Source organism: Acidithiobacillus sp., from assembly GCF_027322205.1.
In the GTDB taxonomy this organism is placed as follows: domain Bacteria; phylum Pseudomonadota; class Gammaproteobacteria; order Acidithiobacillales; family Acidithiobacillaceae; genus Acidithiobacillus.
Genome location: NZ_DAHVHY010000015.1, coordinates 13,301 through 36,543, shown reverse-complemented (window position 1 = coordinate 36,543; position 23,243 = coordinate 13,301). Strand labels below are relative to the sequence as shown.

25 protein-coding genes are annotated in these 23,243 nt (G+C 53.0%); 3 read left to right on the top strand and 22 right to left on the bottom strand.

All coding sequences use genetic code 11. The features are described from left to right. The 22 genes from M7F93_RS04175 to M7F93_RS04075 all read right to left on the bottom strand — a co-directional run. On the bottom strand, positions 1-538 hold a 538-nt coding region (locus M7F93_RS04175; RefSeq protein WP_298169545.1), incomplete at its 3' end, for a uroporphyrinogen-III synthase. After that, positions 535-1,455: a hydroxymethylbilane synthase gene (hemC, locus tag M7F93_RS04170; protein ID WP_298169542.1), complete on the bottom strand. Its 921-nt coding sequence runs from the start codon at positions 1,453-1,455 to the stop codon at positions 535-537. The genes M7F93_RS04175 and hemC, both read right to left, overlap by 4 nt. Before the next feature lie 71 nt (positions 1,456-1,526). Next, the gene (locus M7F93_RS04165; protein ID WP_298169540.1) at positions 1,527-1,823 is read right to left on the bottom strand and encodes a ComEA family DNA-binding protein; all 297 of its coding nucleotides are present in this window, start codon (positions 1,821-1,823) and stop codon (positions 1,527-1,529) included. A gap of 62 nt (positions 1,824-1,885) precedes the next feature. Further along, positions 1,886-2,281, bottom strand: a complete 396-nt coding sequence (locus tag M7F93_RS04160; RefSeq protein ID WP_298169537.1) for an HIT family protein — start codon at positions 2,279-2,281, stop codon at positions 1,886-1,888. Beyond that, complete coding sequence (gene hemL, locus M7F93_RS04155; RefSeq protein WP_298169534.1) at positions 2,278-3,570, bottom strand: glutamate-1-semialdehyde 2,1-aminomutase; 1,293 nt, start codon at positions 3,568-3,570, stop codon at positions 2,278-2,280. Before hemL ends, M7F93_RS04160 begins: the two co-directional genes overlap by 4 nt. Before the next feature lie 2 nt (positions 3,571-3,572). Then, positions 3,573-4,226 (bottom strand): thiamine phosphate synthase, encoded by a 654-nt coding sequence (gene thiE / locus M7F93_RS04150; protein ID WP_298169531.1) that lies wholly within the window; start codon positions 4,224-4,226, stop codon positions 3,573-3,575. A gap of 1 nt (position 4,227) precedes the next feature. Next, positions 4,228-5,082 carry a bifunctional hydroxymethylpyrimidine kinase/phosphomethylpyrimidine kinase gene (thiD, locus tag M7F93_RS04145; protein ID WP_298169528.1) on the bottom strand — a complete coding sequence of 285 codons (855 nt, stop codon included), beginning with the start codon at positions 5,080-5,082 and terminating at the stop codon, positions 4,228-4,230. 180 nt (positions 5,083-5,262) lie between these two features. Continuing rightward, entirely contained in the window at positions 5,263-5,862 is a 600-nt protein-coding gene (locus M7F93_RS04140; protein WP_298169524.1) for a cytochrome b/b6 domain-containing protein, read from the bottom strand. 105 nt (positions 5,863-5,967) lie between these two features. Further along, entirely contained in the window at positions 5,968-6,417 is a 450-nt protein-coding gene (locus M7F93_RS04135) for a PH domain-containing protein (RefSeq protein WP_298169521.1), read from the bottom strand. Between the two features lie 751 nt (positions 6,418-7,168). Next, on the bottom strand, positions 7,169-8,344 hold the full coding sequence (ccsB, locus tag M7F93_RS04130) for a c-type cytochrome biogenesis protein CcsB (protein WP_298169519.1): 1,176 nt from the start codon (positions 8,342-8,344) through the stop codon (positions 7,169-7,171). After that, a complete protein-coding gene (locus M7F93_RS04125; RefSeq protein ID WP_298169516.1) occupies positions 8,337-10,121 on the bottom strand; it encodes a cytochrome c biogenesis protein ResB in 1,785 nt (594 codons plus the stop codon). Before M7F93_RS04125 ends, ccsB begins: the two co-directional genes overlap by 8 nt. A gap of 193 nt (positions 10,122-10,314) precedes the next feature. Next, a complete protein-coding gene (locus M7F93_RS04120) occupies positions 10,315-10,875 on the bottom strand; it encodes a thioredoxin fold domain-containing protein (RefSeq protein ID WP_298169555.1) in 561 nt (186 codons plus the stop codon). Between the two features lie 244 nt (positions 10,876-11,119). Then, positions 11,120-11,464, bottom strand: coding sequence for a c-type cytochrome (locus tag M7F93_RS11910; protein ID WP_366144682.1), 345 nt, complete (start codon positions 11,462-11,464; stop codon positions 11,120-11,122). A gap of 353 nt (positions 11,465-11,817) precedes the next feature. Further along, positions 11,818-12,138 carry an iron oxidase gene (gene iro, locus M7F93_RS04115; RefSeq protein WP_298169513.1) on the bottom strand — a complete coding sequence of 107 codons (321 nt, stop codon included), beginning with the start codon at positions 12,136-12,138 and terminating at the stop codon, positions 11,818-11,820. Positions 12,139-12,227: 89 nt separating this feature from the next. Next, positions 12,228-12,929 (bottom strand): cytochrome c1, encoded by a 702-nt coding sequence (locus M7F93_RS04110; protein WP_298169510.1) that lies wholly within the window; start codon positions 12,927-12,929, stop codon positions 12,228-12,230. Between the two features lie 22 nt (positions 12,930-12,951). Then, positions 12,952-14,166, bottom strand: a complete 1,215-nt coding sequence (locus tag M7F93_RS04105) for a cytochrome b (RefSeq protein WP_298169507.1) — start codon at positions 14,164-14,166, stop codon at positions 12,952-12,954. Between the two features lie 27 nt (positions 14,167-14,193). Then, positions 14,194-14,814, bottom strand: a complete 621-nt coding sequence (gene petA, locus M7F93_RS04100; RefSeq protein WP_298169504.1) for a ubiquinol-cytochrome c reductase iron-sulfur subunit — start codon at positions 14,812-14,814, stop codon at positions 14,194-14,196. Between the two features lie 30 nt (positions 14,815-14,844). Next, on the bottom strand, positions 14,845-15,654 hold the full coding sequence (locus M7F93_RS04095; RefSeq protein ID WP_298169501.1) for an SDR family NAD(P)-dependent oxidoreductase: 810 nt from the start codon (positions 15,652-15,654) through the stop codon (positions 14,845-14,847). Positions 15,655-15,659: 5 nt separating this feature from the next. Beyond that, on the bottom strand, positions 15,660-16,316 hold the full coding sequence (locus M7F93_RS04090; protein ID WP_298169498.1) for a c-type cytochrome: 657 nt from the start codon (positions 16,314-16,316) through the stop codon (positions 15,660-15,662). A gap of 340 nt (positions 16,317-16,656) precedes the next feature. After that, on the bottom strand, positions 16,657-17,304 hold the full coding sequence (locus tag M7F93_RS04085) for a c-type cytochrome (RefSeq protein ID WP_298169495.1): 648 nt from the start codon (positions 17,302-17,304) through the stop codon (positions 16,657-16,659). A 13-nt stretch (positions 17,305-17,317) separates the two neighbouring features. After that, positions 17,318-18,859 (bottom strand): cytochrome C, encoded by a 1,542-nt coding sequence (locus M7F93_RS04080; protein WP_298169493.1) that lies wholly within the window; start codon positions 18,857-18,859, stop codon positions 17,318-17,320. Positions 18,860-19,166: 307 nt separating this feature from the next. After that, the gene (locus tag M7F93_RS04075; RefSeq protein ID WP_298169552.1) at positions 19,167-20,348 is read right to left on the bottom strand and encodes an NAD(P)H-dependent flavin oxidoreductase; all 1,182 of its coding nucleotides are present in this window, start codon (positions 20,346-20,348) and stop codon (positions 19,167-19,169) included. 174 nt (positions 20,349-20,522) lie between these two features. Between M7F93_RS04075 and ubiT the strand changes: the two genes are divergently transcribed. The 3 genes from ubiT (at position 20,523) to M7F93_RS04060 (ending at position 23,232) form a co-directional block, all read left to right on the top strand. Then, positions 20,523-21,116: a ubiquinone anaerobic biosynthesis accessory factor UbiT gene (gene ubiT, locus M7F93_RS04070; RefSeq protein WP_298169490.1), complete on the top strand. Its 594-nt coding sequence runs from the start codon at positions 20,523-20,525 to the stop codon at positions 21,114-21,116. A gap of 62 nt (positions 21,117-21,178) precedes the next feature. After that, on the top strand, positions 21,179-22,189 hold the full coding sequence (gene ubiU / locus M7F93_RS04065) for a ubiquinone anaerobic biosynthesis protein UbiU (RefSeq protein ID WP_298169487.1): 1,011 nt from the start codon (positions 21,179-21,181) through the stop codon (positions 22,187-22,189). Positions 22,190-22,353: 164 nt separating this feature from the next. After that, on the top strand, positions 22,354-23,232 hold the full coding sequence (locus M7F93_RS04060; protein ID WP_298169484.1) for a U32 family peptidase: 879 nt from the start codon (positions 22,354-22,356) through the stop codon (positions 23,230-23,232). The last annotated feature ends 11 nt before the right edge of the window (positions 23,233-23,243 follow it).

Below are 23,243 nucleotides of genomic sequence, written 5' to 3'. Positions count from 1 at the left end.
CATGCAACAACGGCGTCGGGTTAACACCGGGAATACCGCGCCGATAGCATAATACCTTATCGATGACCGCCCCTCGCTCGCCCAGCGTCTTCTCCAGCAACTCCCGGCCCTGATCACCGGCAAACAGCGCTATACGCTGTCCCTGCACGGCCACCAGCTCCGGACTTTCCAGCAAACCCTCGGAGCTGAACCTCTGGGGGACCAGCTCGACCTGCAGACCAAACTCACGCAGCGCCTTGGCGGTCTCCCGCCCCACCGCCGCAATGCGCGGCCCCGCCGGCCAGGACAGGTTGCGGCTCTGCAAGCGGCTGAGGGCAAAAGCGACGGCGTTGCGGCTGGAAAAAATCACCCAGTCATACGCCACCAGCTGATGCAAAGCGTCATCCAGAGACTGCCAGTTCTCCGGCGCCTCGATCTGTACGGCGGGGAACAAAATGGCGCGCGCGCCTTGCGCCTGCAACAGGGTCAGCATCTCGCCCGCCTGCGCGCGCGGCCGGGTGACCACGATGCCTTTGCCTTGCAGTGCGGTGCTGTTCATGTGTTTCTGACATCCTCGATTATCTGTGCCGCCCCTTGCGCGACCAGCGCCGCAGCGACGGTCATGCCGAGGGCAACGGGGTCGCTGCCCCGCGCCTCGGCATGCAGTACCCGGCGGCCGTCCGGGGTGGCGACCAGCCCGCGCAGGAGCATTTGCGGCCCCTGCCATTGGGCCAGCGCCGCCACCGGCAGCCGACAGTCCCCGCCCAGCACCCGATTCATGCTGCGCTCAGCCAGCACGCAGTTGTGGGTATCGGCATCGGCCAGGGGGGCCAGCAGTTCCTGGGTCCGCCGGTCGTCGCTGCGCGCCTCAATGCCTATGGCCCCTTGCCCCACTGCCGGCAGAGAGCAGTCCATATCCAGCAAGTGGGTAATACGACCCGATAAACCCAGGCGTTTAAGGCCCGCGGCGGCAAGGATGATCGCCTCATAATGCCCCTCATCCAGCTTGCGCAGGCGCGTAGCGACATTGCCGCGCAAGTCATCGACCCGCAGATGGGGGTAGCGTTCCAGTAATTGCGCCCGCCGCCGCAGGCTGGAACTGCCCACCCGCGCGCCTTCCGGCAGGGCATCGGGGTGCAGAAAGGCATTGCTGACGAAGGCATCCCGGACGTCTTCCCGGGCCATGATGGCGACCATCTCCAGACCATCGGGCTGTTGTGCGGGCACATCCTTCATGGAGTGCACGGCAATATCCACCCGCTGCTGCTGCAGGGCATCCTCGATTTCCTTGACGAAGAGGCCCTTGCCGCCCAGCGCATGCAGGGGCGCATCCAGAAGAATGTCGCCGCTGGTGGTCATGGTGATGATCTCGACCGTCATTCCCGGATGATGCCGCAACAGGGCGGCGCGGACATGCTCCGCCTGCCAGACGGCCAGTGGGCTGGCGCGGGTACCAATGCGAAGGTGGTGCGGCATATCTGGTCGGCGGCTCTAATGATGATCGGGAGAAGAATAGGCCATTCACCTTAACAGCGCGGTTTTTTCTGTCAAGGGCGATTCGGCAAAACGCCTCGCGAAATGGGGGTCACCACCACCCTCTCGCGCAGCGCCTGCGCCATCTTGGGACCAACGACCGCCGCCAGGGAGGCCGGGCCGGGAAAGGGGCCGTGCGCCTCCCGGAAAGCGACTATCGCGGCGGCGCGTTTTTCGCCAATGCCGTGCAGACAGCGCAACTGGGCCACATCGGCGTGGTTGATGTCGACGGGAGCCGGACAATCTTTAGCGGCGGCCAGCGTCCCACCGCCCGCGCATATCATGCACAAGGCCGATAAAGGTAGCCACAAGCCCCTCCAGGACGTTTTTAACAGACGCAAGGGATACCCTTTCTGTGAATGCGGGTTACCCTTTACCCCCGCAACGCCGCGCGTATCTTATCCCCCATCGCCGCCAACGCCTCCGCCGGTGTATCTTTGGCATTGGCAAAATTCAGGTCGGGGATGGCATTCATGGGAATCAGGTGCACATGGGCATGCGGTACTTCCAGCCCCGCCACCATGACCCCGACCCGCTTGCAGCCGGTGACCCGCTCCAGCGCGGGCACGACACGTCTGGCAAAGGGCAGCAACCCGGCCAGGGTCTCGTCATCCAGCGTGAAAATATAATCATGCTCGATCTTGGGAATGACCAGGGTGTGCCCCGGCCGCACCGGGCGAATATCGAGAAAAGCCAGATAACGATCATCTTCCAGCACTTTCTGCGCCGGAATTTCGCCGTTGATGATGCGGGTGAACAGGGTGCTCATGCGTCCTCCTTCAGCGTGGCTAAAACGGCTTCCGCGGCATCCAGGGTGGCGGCGATCTCGGCGTCACCGTGGGCCGCCGAGAGGAAACCCGCCTCATAGGCACTGGGGGCGAGATACACCCCGCGCGCCAACAGGCCATGGAAAAAGCGCGCGTAGCGTTTACTGTCGGCGGCCATGACCGCATCAAAATCACGCACCGGCTGTTCCGCAAAGAACCAGCCGAACATGGCGGGTACTTGATTGATCTGCATAGGAATACCAGCGGCCTTGGCACGTTCCGCCAGGCCCTTGCAGAGCATGGCCGTCTGTGCCGCCAGGCGCGCATGGAAACCCGGCACCGTCAGCAACCGCAAGGTCGTCAGGCCAGCGGCCATGGCCACCGGATTACCGGACAGCGTCCCCGCCTGATACACCGGCCCGGTGGGTGCCAGATACTCCATCATTTCCCGCGAGCCACCGACGGCACCCACCGGCAGACCACCGCCGATGATCTTGCCCAGCGTGGTCAGATCGGGCCGCACCCCGTAGAGCGCCTGCGCGCCGCCCACCGCCACCCGGAATCCGGTCATCACTTCGTCAAAAATCAACACGCACTCATGTTGATCACACACGGCACGCAAGCCTTCCAGAAAGCCCGGCTCCGGCGGCACACAACCCATGTTGCCGGCAATCGGTTCGACGATAATGGTCGCGACATCAAAACCGAACTGCGCCATCATTTCTTCCACCGCGGAGAGGTCGTTATACGGCAGCACCAGGGTATCCTGACTCACCTCGCGCGGAATCCCCGCGCTCGAGGGCTGGCCCAGGGTCAGCGCCCCCGAACCAGCCTTTACCAGCAGGCTGTCGCTGTGGCCGTGATAATTGCCCTCAAACTTGATGATCTTATCGCGCCCGGTGTAACCACGCGCCAGGCGAATGGCGGTCATCACCGCCTCGGTGCCACTGGAAGTCATGCGCACCGACTCGATGCCCGGCACCAGAGAGCAAACCAGCTCCGCCATTTCCACCTCGATGGCGGTAGGCGCACCAAAGCCAAGACCCTTGTTCACCTGCGCATGCACCGCTGCCAGCACTTCCGGGTGGCCGTGACCATGAATCATCGGCCCCCAGGAACCCACATAATCGATATAGCGCTTGCCTTCCACATCCCAGAAGAAGGGTCCTTCGGCATGGTCGATGAAAATCGGGTCACCGCCCACGCCGTGAAAAGCCCGGACCGGCGAGTTAACCCCGCCCGGAATGCATTGTTGCGCCGCACTGAACAGGGCGTGTGAAGTCTGCGTCATCGTCACTCCTTACGGTTACTGAACAGGGCGGTAAAGCGTCGGGCCGCCCCTTCCACATCGTCTGCGGCAAAAACGCCGGAAATCACCGCCAGGGCATCCGCACCCGCCGCGATCAATGCACCCCCATTGGCCTCCGTGATGCCACCGATGGCCACAATCGGCAGATCAATAACCGCACGCGCCGCCGTCAGGAGATCCACACTGACCACCGGTGCCTGCGGTTTGCTGGGAGAGGCGAAAAAGGACCCGAAGGCCACATAATCCGCCCCCAGCGCCGCCGCCTCCTGCGCCTGCCGCACCGATCCATAACAGGAAACCCCGATGAGTATGGCGCGCCCCAACTGCCCACGCAACGCTGCCAGGGGCACATCCTCCGCTCCCACATGGAGGGCGGGTGCCCCGATGGCCTGCGCCAGCAGGGGATCATCATTGACGACGAAAAGGGCGTTGTACTGCGCGCAAAGCTCCCGCAAAGCCCCTGCCTGCCGCCGCCGTCGCGGTGCCTCGGCCACAACATCGCCCTTGTCCCGATATTGCAGAATACGCGCCCCCCCGCGCAGCGCCGCCTCGGCCCGCGCCAGAAAAACGGGCTCCGGCATCAGGCGCGCTTCGGTGATGACATACAGCCCGGAAATAAGGGGGCTCTGCCCGACCATCCTATCCCTCCCGATGCCCACGCGCCCCAAAGCATCGATCCGGAAAATACTGTCCTTTCCCCGGCGAGTAAGCATGCGCCAGGCAAGCATGGGTGAAATCCAGGGCCCGCGCCACGGCCTCTTCCATGGCTAAACCACGCGCCAGACCCGCCGCCAGCGCCGAGGCCAAGGTACATCCCGAGCCGTGGTAGCGGTGGGGCAGCCGGGACTGCCGGAAGGTCCGCTGCAAGGTCTCACCGTGAAACAGCATATTCTCCAGCTCCGGCCCCTCGCCGTGCCCCCCGCTGATCAGTACCCACTCCGCCCCATGGTGATTGAGCCAGGCACCCGCCGCAGGCAAATCGTCAGCGCCAGACAAGGCCAGTGCTTCCGGCCCGTTGGGCGTCATCACCGTGACTTGCGACAGCAAGTCCGCGACCAAGGCCTCGCGTAACCCCGTCTCGGCCAAGGCCGTGCCACCTCCAGCTACCAGTATCGGATCAAGCACCACGGGAATCTGCGGATAATCTGCCAGCAGTGCGCTCACCGCGGCCACCATGGCCGCGCTTCCCAGCATCCCGATCTTGATGACCCGTATGGACATATCTTCCAGCACGGCACGGGCCTGCGCTACGGTATGCTCCGGATTCACCGGCGTATAGGCACGTACATTCACCGAATCCTGAACGGTCAGCGCCGTCACCGCCGTGCAGCCATGCACGCCCAGGCTGGCCAGGGTCAGCAGGTCGGCCTGCACGCCCGCACCCGCACTGGGATCAGAGCCCGCAATGCTGAGGACGACGGGCGGCGGCCCCACCACTTCCGGGTGACAAAATCCTTTCCGGAGTGAATCATAGCTTATTGCTTCCTTGGGCATTGATGCGGCTATAATCCGTTAGCAATAGCGCTGCACAAACGGTAGTAAAACATAACCACTGAGGGCCTCCTATGCGGTAAATTATTGGGACAACCACAACCTAATAGCACCACCATCCTGAATACCAGGGACCATCATGATAGTCACGCTGCCGCCAACACCCAAATAAGATCCTATTTATTATTTATAAAGAAACATTTTTCCGATGATACCCTTCCCGTTGAGTTCATGAAGAATGGCAAAAAGTATATGTCCACCAAGATACACCCATGCAGTATAAGATATTACCCTATGGACCACAGCAAACTCGGTATATAGCACAAAATCGTTTGAGTGCAGGCCAAGTATCGAGTTCCCACGAGGTAAAACCAAAAGCAATAGTATTCCGGTTAACGCCATCAACGTAAACGATGTTATTCCGATTCCATGCCAAAACCCTGACAGCCCAACCGTGTTGCCGCCCTCAGGGAGGATGCGTTTCCCCAAGTTTTTTATATCTCTAACAACCTGTTGCATACCCGCGCGATTCCATGGGAATAAAACAGAGAACTGAGACACAGTATATATCCATAGCCATTCGACCAAAATAACAATCGTTGACGCGATACCAACGTATTCGTGCGCATATAGATATAATTTCGTGCGCGGGTCATGAACAAGCAACCCAATAACCATCTGAATAGTCAATACGATAGCCATAACCGTATGTATCGTCTTAGTCGTATTATCAAATTCGGTTACGCAACCTTTGGTTGTGATACCGACATCGCTATTGGACATTCTGACCACCTCTCTATTGATTGGCGACGATCGCAACATCGCGGGCTGATACTCGACTTTTGGTATGTACATATGGCCATATAATGCGTTTTGGTTTTGTCGTGGCTACCTACCAATGGATTTGTTAATTGCTTCCATTGCAGCCAACGGGTTTTTTATATACTGCACCATAACCCCTACATCATCACCTACAATGATTACGGAGCCATATTTAAATTTCGCGCCAATCCACGTTTGTTTAATCTTTACATCTCGAATAGCTGTCGCCGGTATGGAAATATTTAGGCGTCGCGCCATACCATATTTTATCACTAGGGTACCATTATCAACAAGACAACTGGTGGTTAACATTAATGTCGCAATATTTGCTGCGTCAACCAATGATAAGACAATTATTACCGCCCCAATCATTACAACAAAGCCACTGCCAAAAACCACAAATGGAATGCTGATAAAGAATATTAGCAGTGAACCGAAAAAAGCGGATGGCGCCACGCTAACCTCGTCCAATGCCACGGCTGAAGTGTATTTTAAGTCATTCTGCTGCCCAGACATACATTATCCCCTCAACCAGTCTCATAGTTTTTACAGTAAAACAGAAGCAGCCCAAGCAATCCCATTTATTCACGATACAGTCACACAACCTACTGAAAATACCTGGCCTGACGCCCAACCTATCCATCATCGCGCTGCTGCGAGAGAGCCTGAACTATAAACAGGCAACACTTTATCGACGTTCTATACAGCCTTGGGCATCATCCAGCTTGCTGATCAGGACCCAGTATGCTGCATGTCCCACCTGTACCTTTGCCAACGGACCGCGAAGGTTTACTACCATACCACAAGGTGTTTGGCTTCCCAGTTGTATGGCGCCTGATTTGCCAAGCATGCTCGTGGTCGTTGCTGACAGATGCACACGCTGCGGTTCATGCGCAATTTTCACAGGAGTCGGTCGAGAAGAAGGGGTTATTTTACCCATCTCGGCACTATTCGCCAAACCGCTGTACGCAAGTGGCTGCATGTTCTGCGTACTGGCGGTAGAACAGCCGACCAGAACCAAGGGCATGATAGACGATAGCAGCAAGGGAAAGCTAATATTCTTTTTATTCATCAAAGCATGCGGGATGTCCCAGCTTGTGGCTGGGATGGGATAGCATAGCAGTCCATAGACCGCCCCATTCCCGCCTCTCCTTTTTGGTGCGATGCTATCTTAGTGTGGAGTAATCACGCGCTACACGCAGCGGATCTCTAAACATCCTCAACATCTCAGCGCCCGAGGTGCCAGGTCACGGCGCGCCATGGGTAATTATAACTTGCCATACGAATGAAGCCCCGATAAAAATAAATTAACGCCCAGAAAACAGAATGACACAACCCACAAACTAAGAAACGACCACCACGCCATATTCGTGCCTCGCCATCCCTTAACTGTGCGGGCATGCAGATACCCTGCATAATTTAGCCACACAATAAGTGACCATGTCTCTTTGGGATCCCATGACCAGAACCCACCCCAAGCCTGGGCGGCCCATGCCGCTCCAAGAATAGTGGAAATAGTAAACAACAGGAACCCAAATGTAATGGCTGAGTACATGATGTCGTCCATGACCTGTTTGCCAGGAAGAATCAAGGCTAGCCCCCCACCCCGCTTCTGGGAGACGCCATCCAGGATATATGCGAAACCGACGAGCGACGCGATGGTGAAATTCGCATAAGCGATAAACATCATGGGGACATGGAGCTTCATCCAGAAACTTTGCAGCGCAGGAATCAGTGGCTCTATTTTATCCATGTGCTGAGCAAAGGTTATCCACAAGAAAAATAGCGCTGCAACTCCGACGAGAGGCATTACAAACGCGCCCAAGGCTTTCGCCTTATAACGCGATTCGTAGAACAGGTAGAATAGTGATGTTGAAGCGCAGAATAACAACATCACTTCCCATAAGTTGCCAACCGGGATATGTCCCCATGACGGATGGCCAATATAGGTTTCTCTCCATCGCACCCCTAAGGCAGTAAATCCCATTACAACGCCGAGCCATGTCAGGGCCGTACTCGCAGCAGCTACAGAGGATTTGCAGGTGAATAAATATATTTCGTACCCGATAGTGGCAAGCAGCAGGAAGCCGCTCATCCACATCGCCGCGGCATCACCTTGGAGAACATATCTCATCAGCCAATTGTTGTCCGGGGTCTGCCCAATACTGTATAACCACACGGCAACCATGGAGAACGCCAGCACAACATAGGTCATGATTTGAAGTGGGCGCCAATAGAGGCCTGAGATTAAAAGCGCTACATACCAACATCCCAGTATCAAGTACTGCCAATACCCAAATGACTTGGAAAACAGCAGCAGTAAAACTGCAGCACCACCGGTCAGTAACAGCGCCCACAGACCATCCATAGGTTTAGGATGCCAACTGGAACGCAACCCAGCGTCGTTGTTTAATTCGTCGAAACGAACATGCAAGCTATTCATTATGTTCTCCTTCGCTTTCAGTTTTTATACGCTCGTAAAGAGCATCTATTACCTCAGGTACATTACTTCCACCACGGCTGCTATGACCGGTAATTGCCACATCAGTACCCTCACCCGCGGCGGACAGTTTCACCATAATCCGTCGTTGCGGCATATAAAATGATATCATTATTCCTAACACCAGCAGAACACTTCCGATATATAAAAAAATTGTACCCGGCCATTTTGTAACCTCAATTCCAGCAGCCCATTTATGTTTATATCCATCAACCGTCATAACGAAAGGAACGGGATATGCCTGCAACTGGGTCATTGCATTCATAACAGACTGAAATAATTTTGCCTGCTGCCGGTAGTCAGACATGATAGATGGGTAGCTGGTGCTTATTTGTTTTTTGAAAATCGTTGTCGCAACCTGCATAGTAAGCTTGGTCCCATTAGCGGTAACATTTCTTAACTGCGTCAAATAAGCCATGAAGAAATTTATTCCGCCATCAGGCCCGACGGGTATTAACAGGTATTGATAGGACGGCGACCCTTTTGTTCGCACACCCTGCAAAAAATAGTTCTGCCCGGAACGGGCAATTGGAGATACAAACGTCTTAAATTCTGCCTCCTGTCCGGATGGGGAGGACACGACATAAGTCATGCTGGGACCGAGATCCACATATGGACTCGAGTGGCTTGCGGTTACGCCCGCGGCCTTTGCCGGTATAACATTCCGGAGCGAAAAAGACTTTATTTTAACTTGGTATTTGTCATGCACAGTTAAAGTATCACCTATCTGCGCTTCGACATGCTTCGGCGTGGCTCCTGGGTTCGAAAACGAATGGCTGTCTAGGTGTAGCAACGTCCCGCCGTTACTAAAGCTCGCCTGAAATATGTCTACCCCGCGATATAAAAGTGGATGATTAACCCTAACAAAAGCACGTTTTAGTACTTCCCCGTGGTGATTCTCAATGTATATATCTGAAACAAAATCCTTTGGCATGCCATTCGAATAATAACTTATTCTAAACTTATGCAAATGTATCACAAACGGCAGTGGCTGCACTAAATAACCATTACCGGATGGAACAAACGCATTAGCCGTGGAATCCCCAGCAGGGAGGGTGACATTACCTCGGTACGCGGCATTGTTCAGTGGCAACCTGGACACTTGTGGTACATCAGATATCGGCTCAGAAAAATTAGTCTCGGGAACTATCGATCCGTTCCATAACTGCCACTTCTGTGGCAGATTGGCATTATACATTGCACCCAGGCAGAATATCACAATTGCCGCATGTGTCAGTATGTAGCCTGCGCCATAAAAACGCCCACGAACCGATACCAGCGAAGCCGATGTATTTGTAGTTCTAACACGCGGCGCATATCCCGCCGCAGTCATCCATGAAGCAAGGACCGCTGTCGCGGATCCTAGACTTAGTGAAGTGCGATACCCATTATGTTTGCCGCCATCACTTACATAGTCTCTCCAGATGTTTATCATACCCATTATTTTTGTCGGAATATTTCTTATCAGACAGAAGGCTGTAGAAAGTACCAGGATTCCCAAGATAGTCAAAAACCACGGGGCTCCGTAAACATCGTAAATCCCAAGAGAATTAAAAGTGGCAAACCAGAATGGGCCGAACTGATGTGCATAGTCAGTGTAAGGCTGTGCCTGTGGCAATACGGTACCAATGACAGAGGCTATTGCCAATAAAACGAGCAAGGACACCGCAAAGCGCATTGAGGTAAGAATAACAATGAATTCCGCCATTTTCTTCTGCATATATTACTCTCTATTGCCACTTAGGCTGATAGTTTTCAGAAATACTTAGAATCCCTAAATACTGATTCATAACAAAATTAGGCATTCTAAGTGGCGATAACTTATTCTGGCCCCAGACACTGAATGGTCCGACTCTCATAACTCAGCACCCTTGCGCCACTTATATTCCACAGCGGGTTTAATCCAGCTATATTTATTCGTCATTCTCACCCATCAATACCGGCGCTACCCTATTATGGGCATTCTTCATATAAGCGTCAGGCGCTCGCGCTATCTTCGACAGCATCGCGGTAAGCCTCCCCGCACTGATCAAGCCACTGACCAATCCGAGATGACCACCTCGCTGCTGGTAAATGATGTCCGGGAGTTGATCAACGTTTATCTCACGTAAAAATCCGTTATTTAGTTCTATCTCTCTAATTGTTGCCATATCTCTCGTAGATGGCTTATCAAAAACATGAGTAGCATGTGGAAGCATTGCGTGGTTTTTATTATCCATATTATCACCAATAATGCGCTCTATATGCGATAATTCCATGGCTGGTGATTTGGCCTGTAGTAGATAAACAGCCTCTGACATGCTACTAGGCTCTATCATAGCGACGGGGACATAGCGAACTGTTAGCCGACCCTCATTGATGAGGCGCTTTTCAGAGCTATACATGACGTGGCAGTATGGACAATTGGTGTCGGTGAAGTCATATATTAGGGGACCGCCATGGCCTTGTTGGATGTATGTCAGATGGCTGCCCATCATACTCCAGAAGTGGGCCGCAGAGACTTCGGGTAGCCTGAGTATACCGGGTTTGGCTACTCCTGCAAGGACACCCGCCTTATTGGAATTAGCGGATGTCGTTGTCTTCTTTGTACACGCCGCGAGCAGGACCACCGCCAGTACCATGAGCAACATTCGTATAACAAACGATGGCATAGCTCGGGCGTTCTGTGTCAATCAACCTCCCTTGATTCCATCGCCCCAGAAGGGAGCATACCTTTGATCACCGCTTCACGCCTTGGAGATCAATGGGTTTGCCCTGCGACAGGTCGGTCAGGTAACTAATAAGCGCCACCATCTTTGGGCCATCGTAGGATAGCGGCATCCCGTGCAGGCCATTCGTTATGCAGGAGTTGATTTGCATCCCCAGTGTTATCACCCTCCCAGCGCGCTCATTATAGCGGGGAAAGCTGGCCGCAGCCCCGATAAGACTTGGAATCTTTTTGCCTGTTGGTAACATGCCTTCCACGCGTCCGCCACCGCGGTGGCACGTCATACAGCTCTCACCGTTAACCCCCAAGGAGGCTGCGGCGAATAACTGGCCCCCCTCATGAATAGCCGCTTGCATGGGCTTCTCAGCCGCCAAAGCCGGGGCTGTAAAAGTCAATGCGCACACAGCCATCGCTACCACAGTACATGATATTTTTCGCAACGACATGATATTACGCGGAGTCCCTGGCGTCTGCGCCAAGGCTGGGTAGCCCGCAGGCATTGCAAAATACCTGCCCTCCCCCGCACCTCCTTATTTTGTAGAGCTACCTTTCGGTCATACCTCTAAATCTCACAGGCATAAGTCTAGTCCTGTGCTTCACTAACATCCACTCCGCATGGTTGTTCATAACTCATCGCCTATTTGGCCAGTGCGGGTGAAATATCCCCTCTCCACCGAGAGGGGAAAGGGGAGAAGCCACAAATAAGTTTTTATGCCGGTTTAGGTATAAATGCCAAGCAGTACCCATCAGGCACCACGGATCCAGCCACGACTTTGCAGCAGTGCGGTGCGATAAAATTTGCACAAACCGCACAATGGTCTTTACCGTTGGGATGTGGCCGATATTGCAGGGCAGCCTTCGGTGTGGTTCCTGGACACTTTCCAGCCGCATGGGCCGCGCCGATCGGATTTACTCCGGTCACGGCCCCAACCGCCACCACACCAGCCGTTATCGCAAGACCTTTCAAGACATCCCGGCGGCTCAGGCTCTCCGGCGTGGTCTTCTCAATTTCGTTCTCTTCCTTACTCATGATATTACTCCTTTAGATTGACGGTTTAACACTCTTGTTTCCTATAATCCGCAGATTTACACCGCGTCATAGACCTGAATGATGGCAACTTATTTCACGTCTTTCCAGTACTCCTTTTTGAGGAAATAAGCAAATATAGTAAACAGCACCAGCAAGCCGAGTACCCAAGGCCCATCGTCCTCTCGTTGCACGACGGACGGATCGGACACAAACCTTAAAAAAGCGACAATATCCGTCACTTGCTCCTTGAACTTTTGAGGAGACTCGTCACCCGCACGGAGCACCTTCCCATGCTCATTCACAATCCCACCGTACGGCGCCAGCACATCGGGCATCGCCACGTTAGGAAATACATGGTTATTCCAACCGGATGGACGCTTGGGATCCTGATAAAATGACAGCAAGTAGGTATATACCCAATCCTGACTCTTATACCGAACCATTTGGCTCAAATCCGGCGGGGGAAGGCCAAACCATTTGTGCGCCATATTGATTGGCATCGCCGATACCATCGTTCCCTTAAATTCGGAACCAGTCGGCAACATGATATATTTATGCACATCGGCCTTAGACATGCCCAGATCTTGCGTCAGAAACTCGTAACGCATGAATTTGATGGAATGACAAGCCATACAATCGGTTGCGAACAGCTTTGCACCCGCAATAATGGTCTTTGCATTATAGGTGTAATGCGGCGTCAACATCTTGGGTCCGTTATCTGCAGCAAAGGCCCCTGATGCATTAGCAAGCAGCCCCAGGGTCATGCCCGCCCATACAACATACTTTTTCATAACTCCTCCTCTCTGCCCAATATCAGTGGGCACGGAAACGGACTCGCGCCGGTGGCGTACGGGTCGGCTCAAACTTGCTCACCAGTGGCAATAAAACGAAAAATGCCACATAAATCGCCGCCCCCAACCGCTCCGGGAAAAAATATTTAGGCAGCGGAGGCTGCTCTCCAAGATAGGCAAGCACGAAGAAGTTGATAAAAAAGATAATGAGCATAATACGGGTAATCGGGCGGTAACGTGTCGATTTCACCGGATTTTTATCAAGCCATGGAAGCACGAATGGGAACAATACCGCCACCACCATCAATATGATGCCACCATTTTTATTCGGTATCGCCCGTAACATGGCGTAAAATGGCGATAAATACCATGGCGGGGTAACATCCGGCAGACTTTTCAACGGGTTCGCTGGCGTGGACATAGTCCGCTCCAGGAAAATATGATGAAATGTCGGGGCATAGAAAATAATTGCGGCGAAGATAGTCAGCCATACCCCGAATCCGAACAGATCCTTCACGGAATAGTAGGGATGAAAGGGAATACCATCCACCGGATGTCCGTCGGGTCCTTTGTTGGCCTTGATTTCAATGCCGTCGGGATTGTTGGAACCGACCTTGTGCAGATAAAGGATGTGAAATACGATCAGTCCGACAATGACCAGAAACACCACGGTCACATGCAATGCCGTGAATCGGCCCAACGTATCACCACTCATTCCCGCGCCACCACGTACCAGGGTGGTTACCCAATGCCCGATGAATGGAATGGACTTGAATAATGAGGTGATCACCGTCCCAGCCCAATAGGACAGGTTTGAATAAGGCAGTATATATCCGAAAAATGCCTCCGCCATAAAAGCCAGATAGGTCGTATAGCCAATGATCCAGACGATCTCTCGCGGTGATCGGTAGGAGCCGTAAAGCATGCCCCGCGCCATATGTATGTACAGCAGTATGAATATCAGGGATACGCCGTCGACATGCATATACTGCATAAGCCAACCATAATGCACGTCATACATGATTCCATATACGGAGTCGTATGCATCCCTGGCGGTTGGTATGTAGTGTGCCATAACCAAAAATCCTGACAGGAACTGCAGCACTACCATCAGTAACAGCAGGGACCCTGCGTAATAAAAGATGTTGAAATTTTTGGGCGCGTAGTATTCAGCCATGTGCTCCCGCCACATCTCCGGCAATGGCGAACGTTTGACAAACCACTCTTTGAAACTCATATCAGCCTCCTTTCTCGGCTACCACACTCAGCACAAATGCGCGAGCGGATACATTTTGGTTACCACGACGCTTTTCTTTTCCATGTCGATGTCATATTCCGGAACCGCCATATTGTGAGGGGCGGGTGACCCTTTGATTACGCGTGCAGAAAGATCGTACATCGATCCATGGCAAGGGCAATGGAATCCGCCGAGCCACCACGGAGCGACGCTGGCTTTTTTGGGCCGGTAGTGCGGGATGCAACACAGGTGGTTGCATATTTTGATGCCGACATACCATTCCGGCACCCGTGACCTATACTTGTTTTTGCAATAGGGCGGCTGCTGCGGCACATTGCAGTTGGGATCCTTCAGTAGGCCCTTCTGCGCGGTCTCATCCAGTGTGGCCAGCATTTCTGGGGTTCTGTTTACCACAATAACGGGCTTCTCCTGCCACAGCGCCACCATTTGCATCCCTGGTTCGATGGGATTCAGATCAATGGTCGTGGTGGCTAAGGCAGCGGCGGCGGCTGTTGGATCCAGCGACTTGACCATTGGTACTACGATAGTGCCCGCCACCGCTGCACCAGATACCGTCACCAGCGCCGTGAGGAAGCGGCGACGCGTTACATTCGGAGCATGCTTGTTGTCTTGCGTTTCGTCTGACATGATATTGATTCCTATGTGCTATTTGATGGATTACATGGTAGAAGTTGCCAGATCCCTTTCAGTTCTGTCATCCAAATCGGGATTGATAAAATCTTGGGCATAAAACAACTCGCCGTTATGACCCAACACATCACAATCCATTAATCTCATATAGATACTGGTAATTGCTTCAGGAGGCGTATATCGCTTCATCGGCATGCCGGGATGCGTCAGCAGGCGAAGCCCTGTTCTACAAGGCCCAGGATCTACGATATTCACCCGAATATTCGTGTTGGCATACTCTATCGCCCACATGCGCGCCATATGCAAAATAGCGGCCTTGCTCACCCCGTAGGCACCCCAATAGCCTTTGGGCTTTACGCCAGATTCATCCGTTGTGAAAATGATAGAGGCGTACGTAGCCTCTTTTAATAACGGAAGGCACTGTTGCGTTATGAGCAGTGGAGACTTTACGTTGACCTGAAATACATGATCCCACAGAACATCTTCATAGATTTCCAGCGGCGTCAACATCCCGAGTTCCGCCGCATTGTGCACTATGCCATGCAGCTGTTTAAATTCGCTGGAAATGGCCGCACCTATGGTTTTAAATGCATCGGCTGCCGGTTCGGCGAGATCCACCACAAGAATGGCTGGCTCCACGTACCCATAGTCGGTGATTTCATCGTAAACCCCCTCCAGATTACGCTTCGTCTTTCCCAACAAAATGACCGTAGCGCCCTGTCGGGCATATTCAATGGATACCGCCTTACCAATGCCGTCTCCCGCACCGGTGACAAGTATCGTTTTCCCTTCCAGAGCACCGTCACCTTTCGGTTTGGTATAATCATTTTCAGTCATGAGGCTCACCGTGACCTTATATAGGCGGCCAGCGCGGTGATTTGCTTTTGATTCAGCCTGGAAGCCACGTATTGCATAATGCCCTTATGGGTGGCAACCCGCTGTCCTGACTTGAAATAGGTCAGTTGGTTAATCACATAAGTGCGCTTTTGCCCCGCCAACATCGGGAAAAACGGGGGCAGACCGGCCAGCGTTGCGCCATGGCAGGCCATGCACGCTGGCATGTGTGCCTTGGGCAACCCTCCGAAGTACAGTTTTTTGCCTTCGGCGACGAGTTTGGGATCATAAACATGTCCCGATGCGGGCTTCTGAGAAGAAAAGTATGCGGCGACCTGCTGTATCTGCGCGGACGTCAACGGGGCCACCATGCCCCACATAATGGATGATTGCGGATCCGCGCGGGTGTGCGTTTTGTAATGGTCGAGTTGCCGCAGGATGTAGGGCTTCCATTGTCCTGCCAAATTGGGGAACATACCTCCATCTGCCGCCACACCCTGCAGGCCATGGCAAGCCATGCAGGAGTTCTGCACCACCGTGGGAATACCGCTTGAAGTAACAGACGGGGTGGCAGCCGCCACGCTCATCACACTGGCGGTGGCCGCCGCAGGAGGAGCCGCCGAGGCCGTTTTAGCGATAGTGGATCCATAGGCTACTGACGTCATGGCCATTGCTATCGTTAGCGCGGGAATAGCTGATAAAAACTGGTTTTTTTGTAGCATATGTGGCACCTTGGTTGATAAGGCTAGCAACCACCAAGTTCCTGTTGCAGACTCTCGATAGTTATAGGCCGGTTATAAACAAAACCCCATGTTGAATATACGCCAGTGTGACTACGTTATATAGACACTACCTGCCGACGCACCATTCAGACTTCTAGCGAATCCATACATCCGCTTTATCGATTGCAAGGAATTAATGCCATAATTCCCCTTAAGACCATGATTGCGAGCCCTATTCACTAAAAGCGACAGCGTCGCAACCACCATTAAATCCCACCACATCTCAATGCAGACCGGACAGATAAGCCGCCACATCCCGCATTTGCCGGATCGTTAGCTTCTCTGCTATAGGCTGCATAATGGGATTCGCCCTGCTTCCAGCATGCATATATTCCAATTGCTGAACCAGATATTCATATCGCTGCCCCGCCAATCGTGGGAATGTCCCCATACCGGTCGCGTTTACGGTATGGCATGCCATACATGCTGGAATGCCCTTTGCAGCGATGCCTTGCAGAAATATTTGTTTGCCGGCAGACACTCCTGGACGCGGCGAGGACGCACTGTGCATAGGCGACTGCGCCGCATAATACTTCGCAAGCGACTGTATTTCCTGCTGATCCAAGGCTTGAGCAACTGGCCACATATAAATCTGCGCATTTTGATCCGCACGCGTGTGCTTCTTGAACTGCTTAAGTTGCCATGCGAGATATTGCACCAACTGACCGTTAAGCCGAGGGACAATTGGATAGATGGTGTTCTCTCCGGTCTGCCCGTGGCAGACCATGCATGACTGTTGGACCGACTGGGGGACGCTCGCCAGCGTTGGACACGATGCGAGTAACGCAATGGCCACCACAGCACCACCAACAACAACGGTCTTGTTTTGTGCAGGAGATGCCCACTTTTTCAGACTCATTATTGGTTTCATTGTGTACACCCTCCTAGTAAGAAATCCAGGCCAGTAGCTCTAGAGTATTATATGCGGAGGCACCATAATTGAGATTATTTGATGCTGCAGAAGCTACTCCGTTGAACTTATTATAAATATTGTACCGCAGTGAAAAACGCGTGTTCCACCAAGGGAGATAGGAAAGTTCTACCCATTCATTGCTTGTATCAGGCGATCCATTATTCGTGTATGTGGTGCCGTAGAGACCGGGGTTGTTTGATCCCCACACATCCCGGTATCCACCTTGGATGCCGTACCGATCATGATACCAGTAGGTTGCATTTAGGTTGAAAAAATTCAAGCTGCCGGCCTGAGATGTCGAGTTTGCGGATTGGGCGCCTGCTGGAAGAGTTCCACCTACTCCCCCAAACCGCTGCTGCTCGTGTACCCATGCAGCACGGACCGTGACGTTATTGTTGTCGTTGATGTCAAGCCATTGAAGCTGTGTATCTAGGTCATAATCATCGAACGTATCAATGGGGCCACCGCTATAGTTATAGGCATTTCCGGTTGGTATTGTCTGCGGATTTCCATTCACATCCACGATGGTATATTCAGGCTGTATCGACGCATCATATACGCTGGACCACATACCATAGGCCCCAATCTCCCAATTCCATTTGCCCCAATCATGCTGATAGGCCAGGCGGACGTAAGGCGCAGCCCCGGAAAGCCTACCGGCGGGTCCTGAGTTAAATGCCGCAAAACCACCAACCGGGTTAGTTTGGATTCCTTGACCATTCGTATAGACATCAGCATCCGCGTACAGCCAGTTTGCTTTGTTTGGTCCGAAAATATCCGCCCCATAAACACCAAGACCAGCCAATGGATACCCAGCACCAGCTGAGCCTTCAATGAACGGCAGAGGTACGTGGCCCCAGGACGAATAATCAGAGCTAAAAAATGGCGCCTGCCAGTCTGGAACGGTATTCCACAGGTCCATGGAAGTAGGTGTATTGTTGACGTCTACGCCGGTGACCAGAAGATCATTGGCACCAATCTTCCATGGATGGGCCCACACGATGCTGGAGTCATCGAAACTAAACCCGCCCCCACCGGTGCCACTGCCTCCGCCGGAATACGTGAGATGCAAGAACGAACCAATATGTGGTGTTATTTCACCGGCATAAAATAAGCTAACCTGTTGTGGGAATTGAACGTTGTTATTCGGTGAAGCACCAAGATTCGTACCACCAAAAACTGCCTGTCCTCCCCCTACGTTAGTAGCAGAGGTCTGCAAAAAGATAGAAAACTGTGAAACCCTCGATATGAGCAAACCGACACTTTTCCCGAATTTTGCCTCAACTTTCTGCTGTTGCTGCAGATTTGTCGTTGTAAATCCAAGCAACTTGAACATGCGGCCCATCGGGGTGAGCTGGGGGTAGGAGGTATGACAGGTTGCGCAAGACCATCCGGTCTGCCGAGCGAATGACGGCAAAGCCAGCGCATCGACTGAGAATGCCGTCGCCCCGACCATGAGCGTAGCGCATGTAGCCCAACGGACTTTATTCTTCCACTCCGACTTTATTTTCATGTTAGATCTCCTTTTTTAATATTTCTTCCATTCCTGGCGTGAAAAGCTATTCCCGCCTTTGTTGCCACTTCGTTAAACCATCTCGCCATGACACATGTGTTATTGCGAAACAGTGCAAAACACGAATGCTTTCATCTGCGCACCCCACGCTACCAGGGATCGGACCACTCACACCGAGGTGCAGCAAACTTTATGCCAAACAACCGCATGCGTTAGTGTTCAGTAACATCATGATTAACTGATACATTTTCACAAACAAATGCCGTTGTAGTCATTGGGGGCTGCCGTTTCTGACATGACCGTCAAGTCATACTGCCATCGCTGACATACAATCCTCTGCAGTTGTCCATGTGGCTTCATATAGCAGCGTCGCAATAAGATCGCGAACACTTCTAATTTGTTGGTCGAAGGGTAGCTGTCCGGCGCCTCGAAAAAATAGCCCATGCTGCACATCACCGCGTTGCGCAGCAGCCAACTGGGCCTCAATGCAGAACTGTCCGGAAGACGAATTGCCATCCTTGAACCCGCAATGTAGCAAGCACTCCGTCTGACTTGGGCACAGAGAACGGTCTTGGCTCGCACAAGCACGCAGTTTTTCCTCGCGCCCCAAGTAACGGCGCAACCAAGGGGTAAGCACCGCGCGCGCGGGCAGGCCCGCCGAACTCATAAATGTCACAAGATCTTTAGGCGTCGCATCGGCCAGAACACGCTTAAAATTGATATGCGCATCGCCTTCGGTGGTTACAGCGAACGGGGTACCCAACTGAACCCCGCTCCCGCCGAGGGAAAATATCTCCCGCATTTTCTGAAGAGAAGAGATCCCTCCAGCGGCGACAAGCGGAATCTGATCAGGTTTCAGACCCAATTCTTCAAACAGTTTGCGGATCGCGGGCAGGACATTGGCAAAATCGTACTTGGAATCTGAAACTTCCTCCAGCCTGGTGGCTCCCAAGTGCCCGCCCGCGAATTGGGGATTCTCGATAACAACGGCGTCTGGAAGACGTTTCTGGCGCATCCAACGGCGCAGTACCACCTGAACACCGCGAGTTTCAGAAAGGATCGGGATCAGTGCGACCTTGGGAAACTCCGCCGCCAGCGTAGGTAAATCCATAGGCAGACCCGCACCCACGATCACCGCGTTAACCCCACTCTTGATAGCTTGAAGCACATGCTCTCGATAGCCGGAAATGGCATGCATGACATTAACGGCGATAAAGCCCTCTTTTCCTGCGATCCGGCGCGCTTCCTGGATCTCGCGATCTAGCGCGATCAGGTTTGCCTTGGCCGAGGCTGCAGGATCTCTCAGGCGCCGCAAGGGTCGCATCAAATCCTCATGTAAACGACGTAGCTCCACGCTTGCAATGGTTCCGACAGCCCCTTCCGCCGCCACGGCACCGGCTAAACTGTGTGCCGAAACACCAATACCCATACCTCCCTGTATCACTGGGAGCAGAGACCGCCCTTTGACCTTTAAATATGGGAAATCCATGTCAACCACCTCGCTTGCGCCGCGCGAACGCTAATAGTACTTCCGTATCTGTTTATGTTTTGCTATGATCTATAGATAACGCTTTTTCAACAGAATGTCAACAAGGCGATTGAGCATCCCCATAGCGCGTAACAACTGACTGATAAGGAGAGGTGGGAAGGGGCAATCTTACACATGCCGCGCTATTCCTCCCCGGCGAAAGTGTCGGGCGGGGTTTCCCACAAAAAACTAATGACGACAAAATTCATGCATCAAGGACGCGCGCTAAGGCATCCGCTTATCGCCACAACAACCATTTTTATGGATCCAGTGCTCACGGCCCTCTTCGTGGGCACAGCCAACTGGATTCTGGCGAAGCATCAATCGGATCTCTATCAGATAGAGGGACGGCGCATAGCGGTTGAGGTGTCCGACCTCGGAAAATCCTTTCGCTTAACAATAAGGCGAGGGAGGATTGCTCTAGCCTTGGCTGGATCAGTCGATTTGCGCATTGCAGGAACCGCCAAGGATTTTTGCCGACTCGCACTACGCCTCGAAGATCCGGACACCCTCTTCTTCGCGCGCCGTCTGGTACTGGAAGGAGAAACATCCATCGGACTCCACCTGAAGAATATTTTGGATTCGATAGACTTTGATTGGCTCACCCCGATCAACGGGCTACCGGCCCCATTTGGTCCCCGAATAAGGCAAACCATAGATCGCACCATCCGCAGAACGCATGCCGATAGGCGCTTGCATGACTTGCTGGATCGCGCCCTTCAGCCTTGAGTGCCCATATTCGGAAATGGCGTTGACGGATTAAAACTTCATCCATATAGAAGGGACATCATATGAATAACCGTAAACCGGAGTTGGTTTGCCCCGCAGGCGGACTACCTGCCTTGAAAGCTGCTGTTGATAATGGTGCAGATGCTGTATATATGGGCTTCCGTGACGATACTAACGCGCGCAATTTTCCTGGACTTAATTTTGGTCCGGATGAAGCCGCACGTGGCATCGAATATGCGCATCGCGCCGGGAAAAAAGTCCTGCTAGCCATCAACACCTACCCACAGACACACAATTGGTCTGTCTGGACCAGCGCAGTGGATCGCGCTGCGATGCTTGGAATAGATGCCGCGATCATGGCGGACCCTGGATTGCTGCGCTATGCTGCAAGCCACCATCCCAATCTGCGTTTGCATCTTTCCGTGCAAGCCTCTGCCACCACTTATCAGGCTCTGGAGTTCTACCACCAGCGATTTGGCATTCAGAGAGCCGTTCTACCAAGAGTTCTCTCCTTACCACAACTTTGGCATACCATAGCCAACAGCCCCGTAGAAATCGAAGTATTCGGTTATGGAAGTCTATGCGTCATGGTAGAAGGTCGTTGCGCCTTGTCATCCTACATTACGGGCCGGTCCCCCAATGTCAACGGGGTTTGTTCACCAGCCGAGTCTGTCCGGTGGGAGGAGACCTCCCTGGGCCGCCAGTCTCGTCTAAATGGCGTATTGATTGACCGCCATGGCCTTAATGAGGCGGCTGGTTATCCCACCTTGTGCAAGGGTCGCTACTATACCAACGCGCAGCCATATTACGCCATTGAGGAACCTACCAGCCTAAATGTCCTGGATATCTTACCAGATTTATTCCAGCATAATGTAGCCGCCATCAAGGTGGAAGGACGCCAGCGAAGTCCGGCCTATGTCGCCGTCGTCGCACGCGTCTTGCGCGCGGCCATAGATCTTTGCGCTTTGAATCCTGAGCGATATTCCGTAAAAAACCAGTGGATATCTGCTCTGGATCGCCTTTCTGAAGGACAATCCCATACTCTCGGGGCATATCACAGACCTTGGCATTAACTCCCGGTATTATACAGGCGTCTCATGGCGTGATTTAGCGAATCGATGGCTATGGATATTCGTTCAACAAGATAGCATCCTCAAAAGGAGTGCGGGAATGGGGCTTGCAACGCAGGCCACGCTATCCCTCCCCGGCGTAAAGGCCAGGGCTTCCCGAGCAAAAAATGAAGATTTCATTAGGCCCGATTCACTACTACTGGTCAAAGGAAACTATAGAGCAATTTTATCAGTCTGCAGCAACCTGGCCTGTAGACATTGTTTATCTAGGAGAGACCGTGTGCGCAAAACGACGCGCCCTGCGTAGAGCGGACTGGCTCAATATTGCGGCGCGACTCACTGACGCCGGCAAGGAGGTTGTGCTTTCCACGCTAGCCCTCCCGGAAGCCAACTCGGATCTTCTACAATTAGAGAAGATTTGTGCAAATGCCAATTACCTTGTCGAAGCCAATGACATGTCTGCAGTTCATTTACTGGCGGGGCGGTTTCCCTTTGTCGCAGGACCCCACATAAACTGTTATAACAACGAGACCTTGTCGCTCTTAGCCGAGCTTGGGGCAATTCGATGGGTGCCACCGGTGGAACTACCCGCCACGACCATCGGCACGTTACAAAACACGCGGCCGGAGGCCATGGAAACTGAAGTCTTCGCATATGGATATTTACCGCTATCGTTTTCGGCACGCTGCTTCACTGCCCGTGCGGATAATATCGGCAAGGATGAGTGTGAACAACGCTGCATACGGGATCCAGAAGGGCGGCCATTGTTTACACAAGAGCATGAACGCCTGTTCACCATGAATGGCATCCAGCTTCAATCAGGGGTTCCATGCAATCTGCTGCACGAGACTGAGGCAATGTTGAATATGGATATAGACGTAGTGCGTATATCTCCACAACTCAAAGATACAGATACCGTTGTGAAAATATTTCAGGCAACTTTAGGTGGGGCATCTATTTCCGAGGATGCGCGGCGCTCGCCTGCTTGTAACGGCTATTGGCATGGCTTGCCAGGCATGGCATTCATGCAGACGCACAACGACTGATGGGAAAAAGA

Excerpts from the sequence above, each read along its gene's own strand:
- M7F93_RS04120 (WP_298169555.1), bottom strand. The coding sequence starts at position 10,875 with ATGGGCAGCCATCTGACATACATCCAACAAGGCCATGGCGGTCCCCTA.
- M7F93_RS04085 (WP_298169495.1), bottom strand. The coding sequence starts at position 17,304 with ATGAAACCAATAATGAGTCTGAAAAAGTGGGCATCTCCTGCACAAAAC.
- M7F93_RS04080 (WP_298169493.1), bottom strand. The coding sequence starts at position 18,859 with ATGAAAATAAAGTCGGAGTGGAAGAATAAAGTCCGTTGGGCTACATGC.
- M7F93_RS04125 (WP_298169516.1), bottom strand. The coding sequence starts at position 10,121 with ATGCAGAAGAAAATGGCGGAATTCATTGTTATTCTTACCTCAATGCGC.
- thiE (WP_298169531.1), bottom strand. The coding sequence starts at position 4,226 with ATGGTCGGGCAGAGCCCCCTTATTTCCGGGCTGTATGTCATCACCGAA.
- M7F93_RS11910 (WP_366144682.1), bottom strand. The coding sequence starts at position 11,464 with ATGCAAGCGGCTATTCATGAGGGGGGCCAGTTATTCGCCGCAGCCTCC.
- M7F93_RS04075 (WP_298169552.1), bottom strand. The coding sequence starts at position 20,348 with ATGGATTTCCCATATTTAAAGGTCAAAGGGCGGTCTCTGCTCCCAGTG.
- ccsB (WP_298169519.1), bottom strand. The coding sequence starts at position 8,344 with ATGAATAGCTTGCATGTTCGTTTCGACGAATTAAACAACGACGCTGGG.
- M7F93_RS04090 (WP_298169498.1), bottom strand. The coding sequence starts at position 16,316 with ATGACGTCAGTAGCCTATGGATCCACTATCGCTAAAACGGCCTCGGCG.
- ubiU (WP_298169487.1), top strand. The coding sequence starts at position 21,179 with ATGAATAACCGTAAACCGGAGTTGGTTTGCCCCGCAGGCGGACTACCT.
- M7F93_RS04160 (WP_298169537.1), bottom strand. The coding sequence starts at position 2,281 with ATGAGCACCCTGTTCACCCGCATCATCAACGGCGAAATTCCGGCGCAG.
- hemL (WP_298169534.1), bottom strand. The coding sequence starts at position 3,570 with ATGACGCAGACTTCACACGCCCTGTTCAGTGCGGCGCAACAATGCATT.
- ubiT (WP_298169490.1), top strand. The coding sequence starts at position 20,523 with ATGCCGCGCTATTCCTCCCCGGCGAAAGTGTCGGGCGGGGTTTCCCAC.
- M7F93_RS04105 (WP_298169507.1), bottom strand. The coding sequence starts at position 14,166 with ATGAGTTTCAAAGAGTGGTTTGTCAAACGTTCGCCATTGCCGGAGATG.
- hemC (WP_298169542.1), bottom strand. The coding sequence starts at position 1,455 with ATGCCGCACCACCTTCGCATTGGTACCCGCGCCAGCCCACTGGCCGTC.
- M7F93_RS04095 (WP_298169501.1), bottom strand. The coding sequence starts at position 15,654 with ATGACTGAAAATGATTATACCAAACCGAAAGGTGACGGTGCTCTGGAA.
- iro (WP_298169513.1), bottom strand. The coding sequence starts at position 12,138 with ATGAGTAAGGAAGAGAACGAAATTGAGAAGACCACGCCGGAGAGCCTG.
- M7F93_RS04060 (WP_298169484.1), top strand. The coding sequence starts at position 22,354 with ATGAAGATTTCATTAGGCCCGATTCACTACTACTGGTCAAAGGAAACT.
- petA (WP_298169504.1), bottom strand. The coding sequence starts at position 14,814 with ATGTCAGACGAAACGCAAGACAACAAGCATGCTCCGAATGTAACGCGT.
- M7F93_RS04135 (WP_298169521.1), bottom strand. The coding sequence starts at position 6,417 with ATGTCTGGGCAGCAGAATGACTTAAAATACACTTCAGCCGTGGCATTG.
- thiD (WP_298169528.1), bottom strand. The coding sequence starts at position 5,082 with ATGCCCAAGGAAGCAATAAGCTATGATTCACTCCGGAAAGGATTTTGT.
- M7F93_RS04110 (WP_298169510.1), bottom strand. The coding sequence starts at position 12,929 with ATGAAAAAGTATGTTGTATGGGCGGGCATGACCCTGGGGCTGCTTGCT.
- M7F93_RS04140 (WP_298169524.1), bottom strand. The coding sequence starts at position 5,862 with ATGTCCAATAGCGATGTCGGTATCACAACCAAAGGTTGCGTAACCGAA.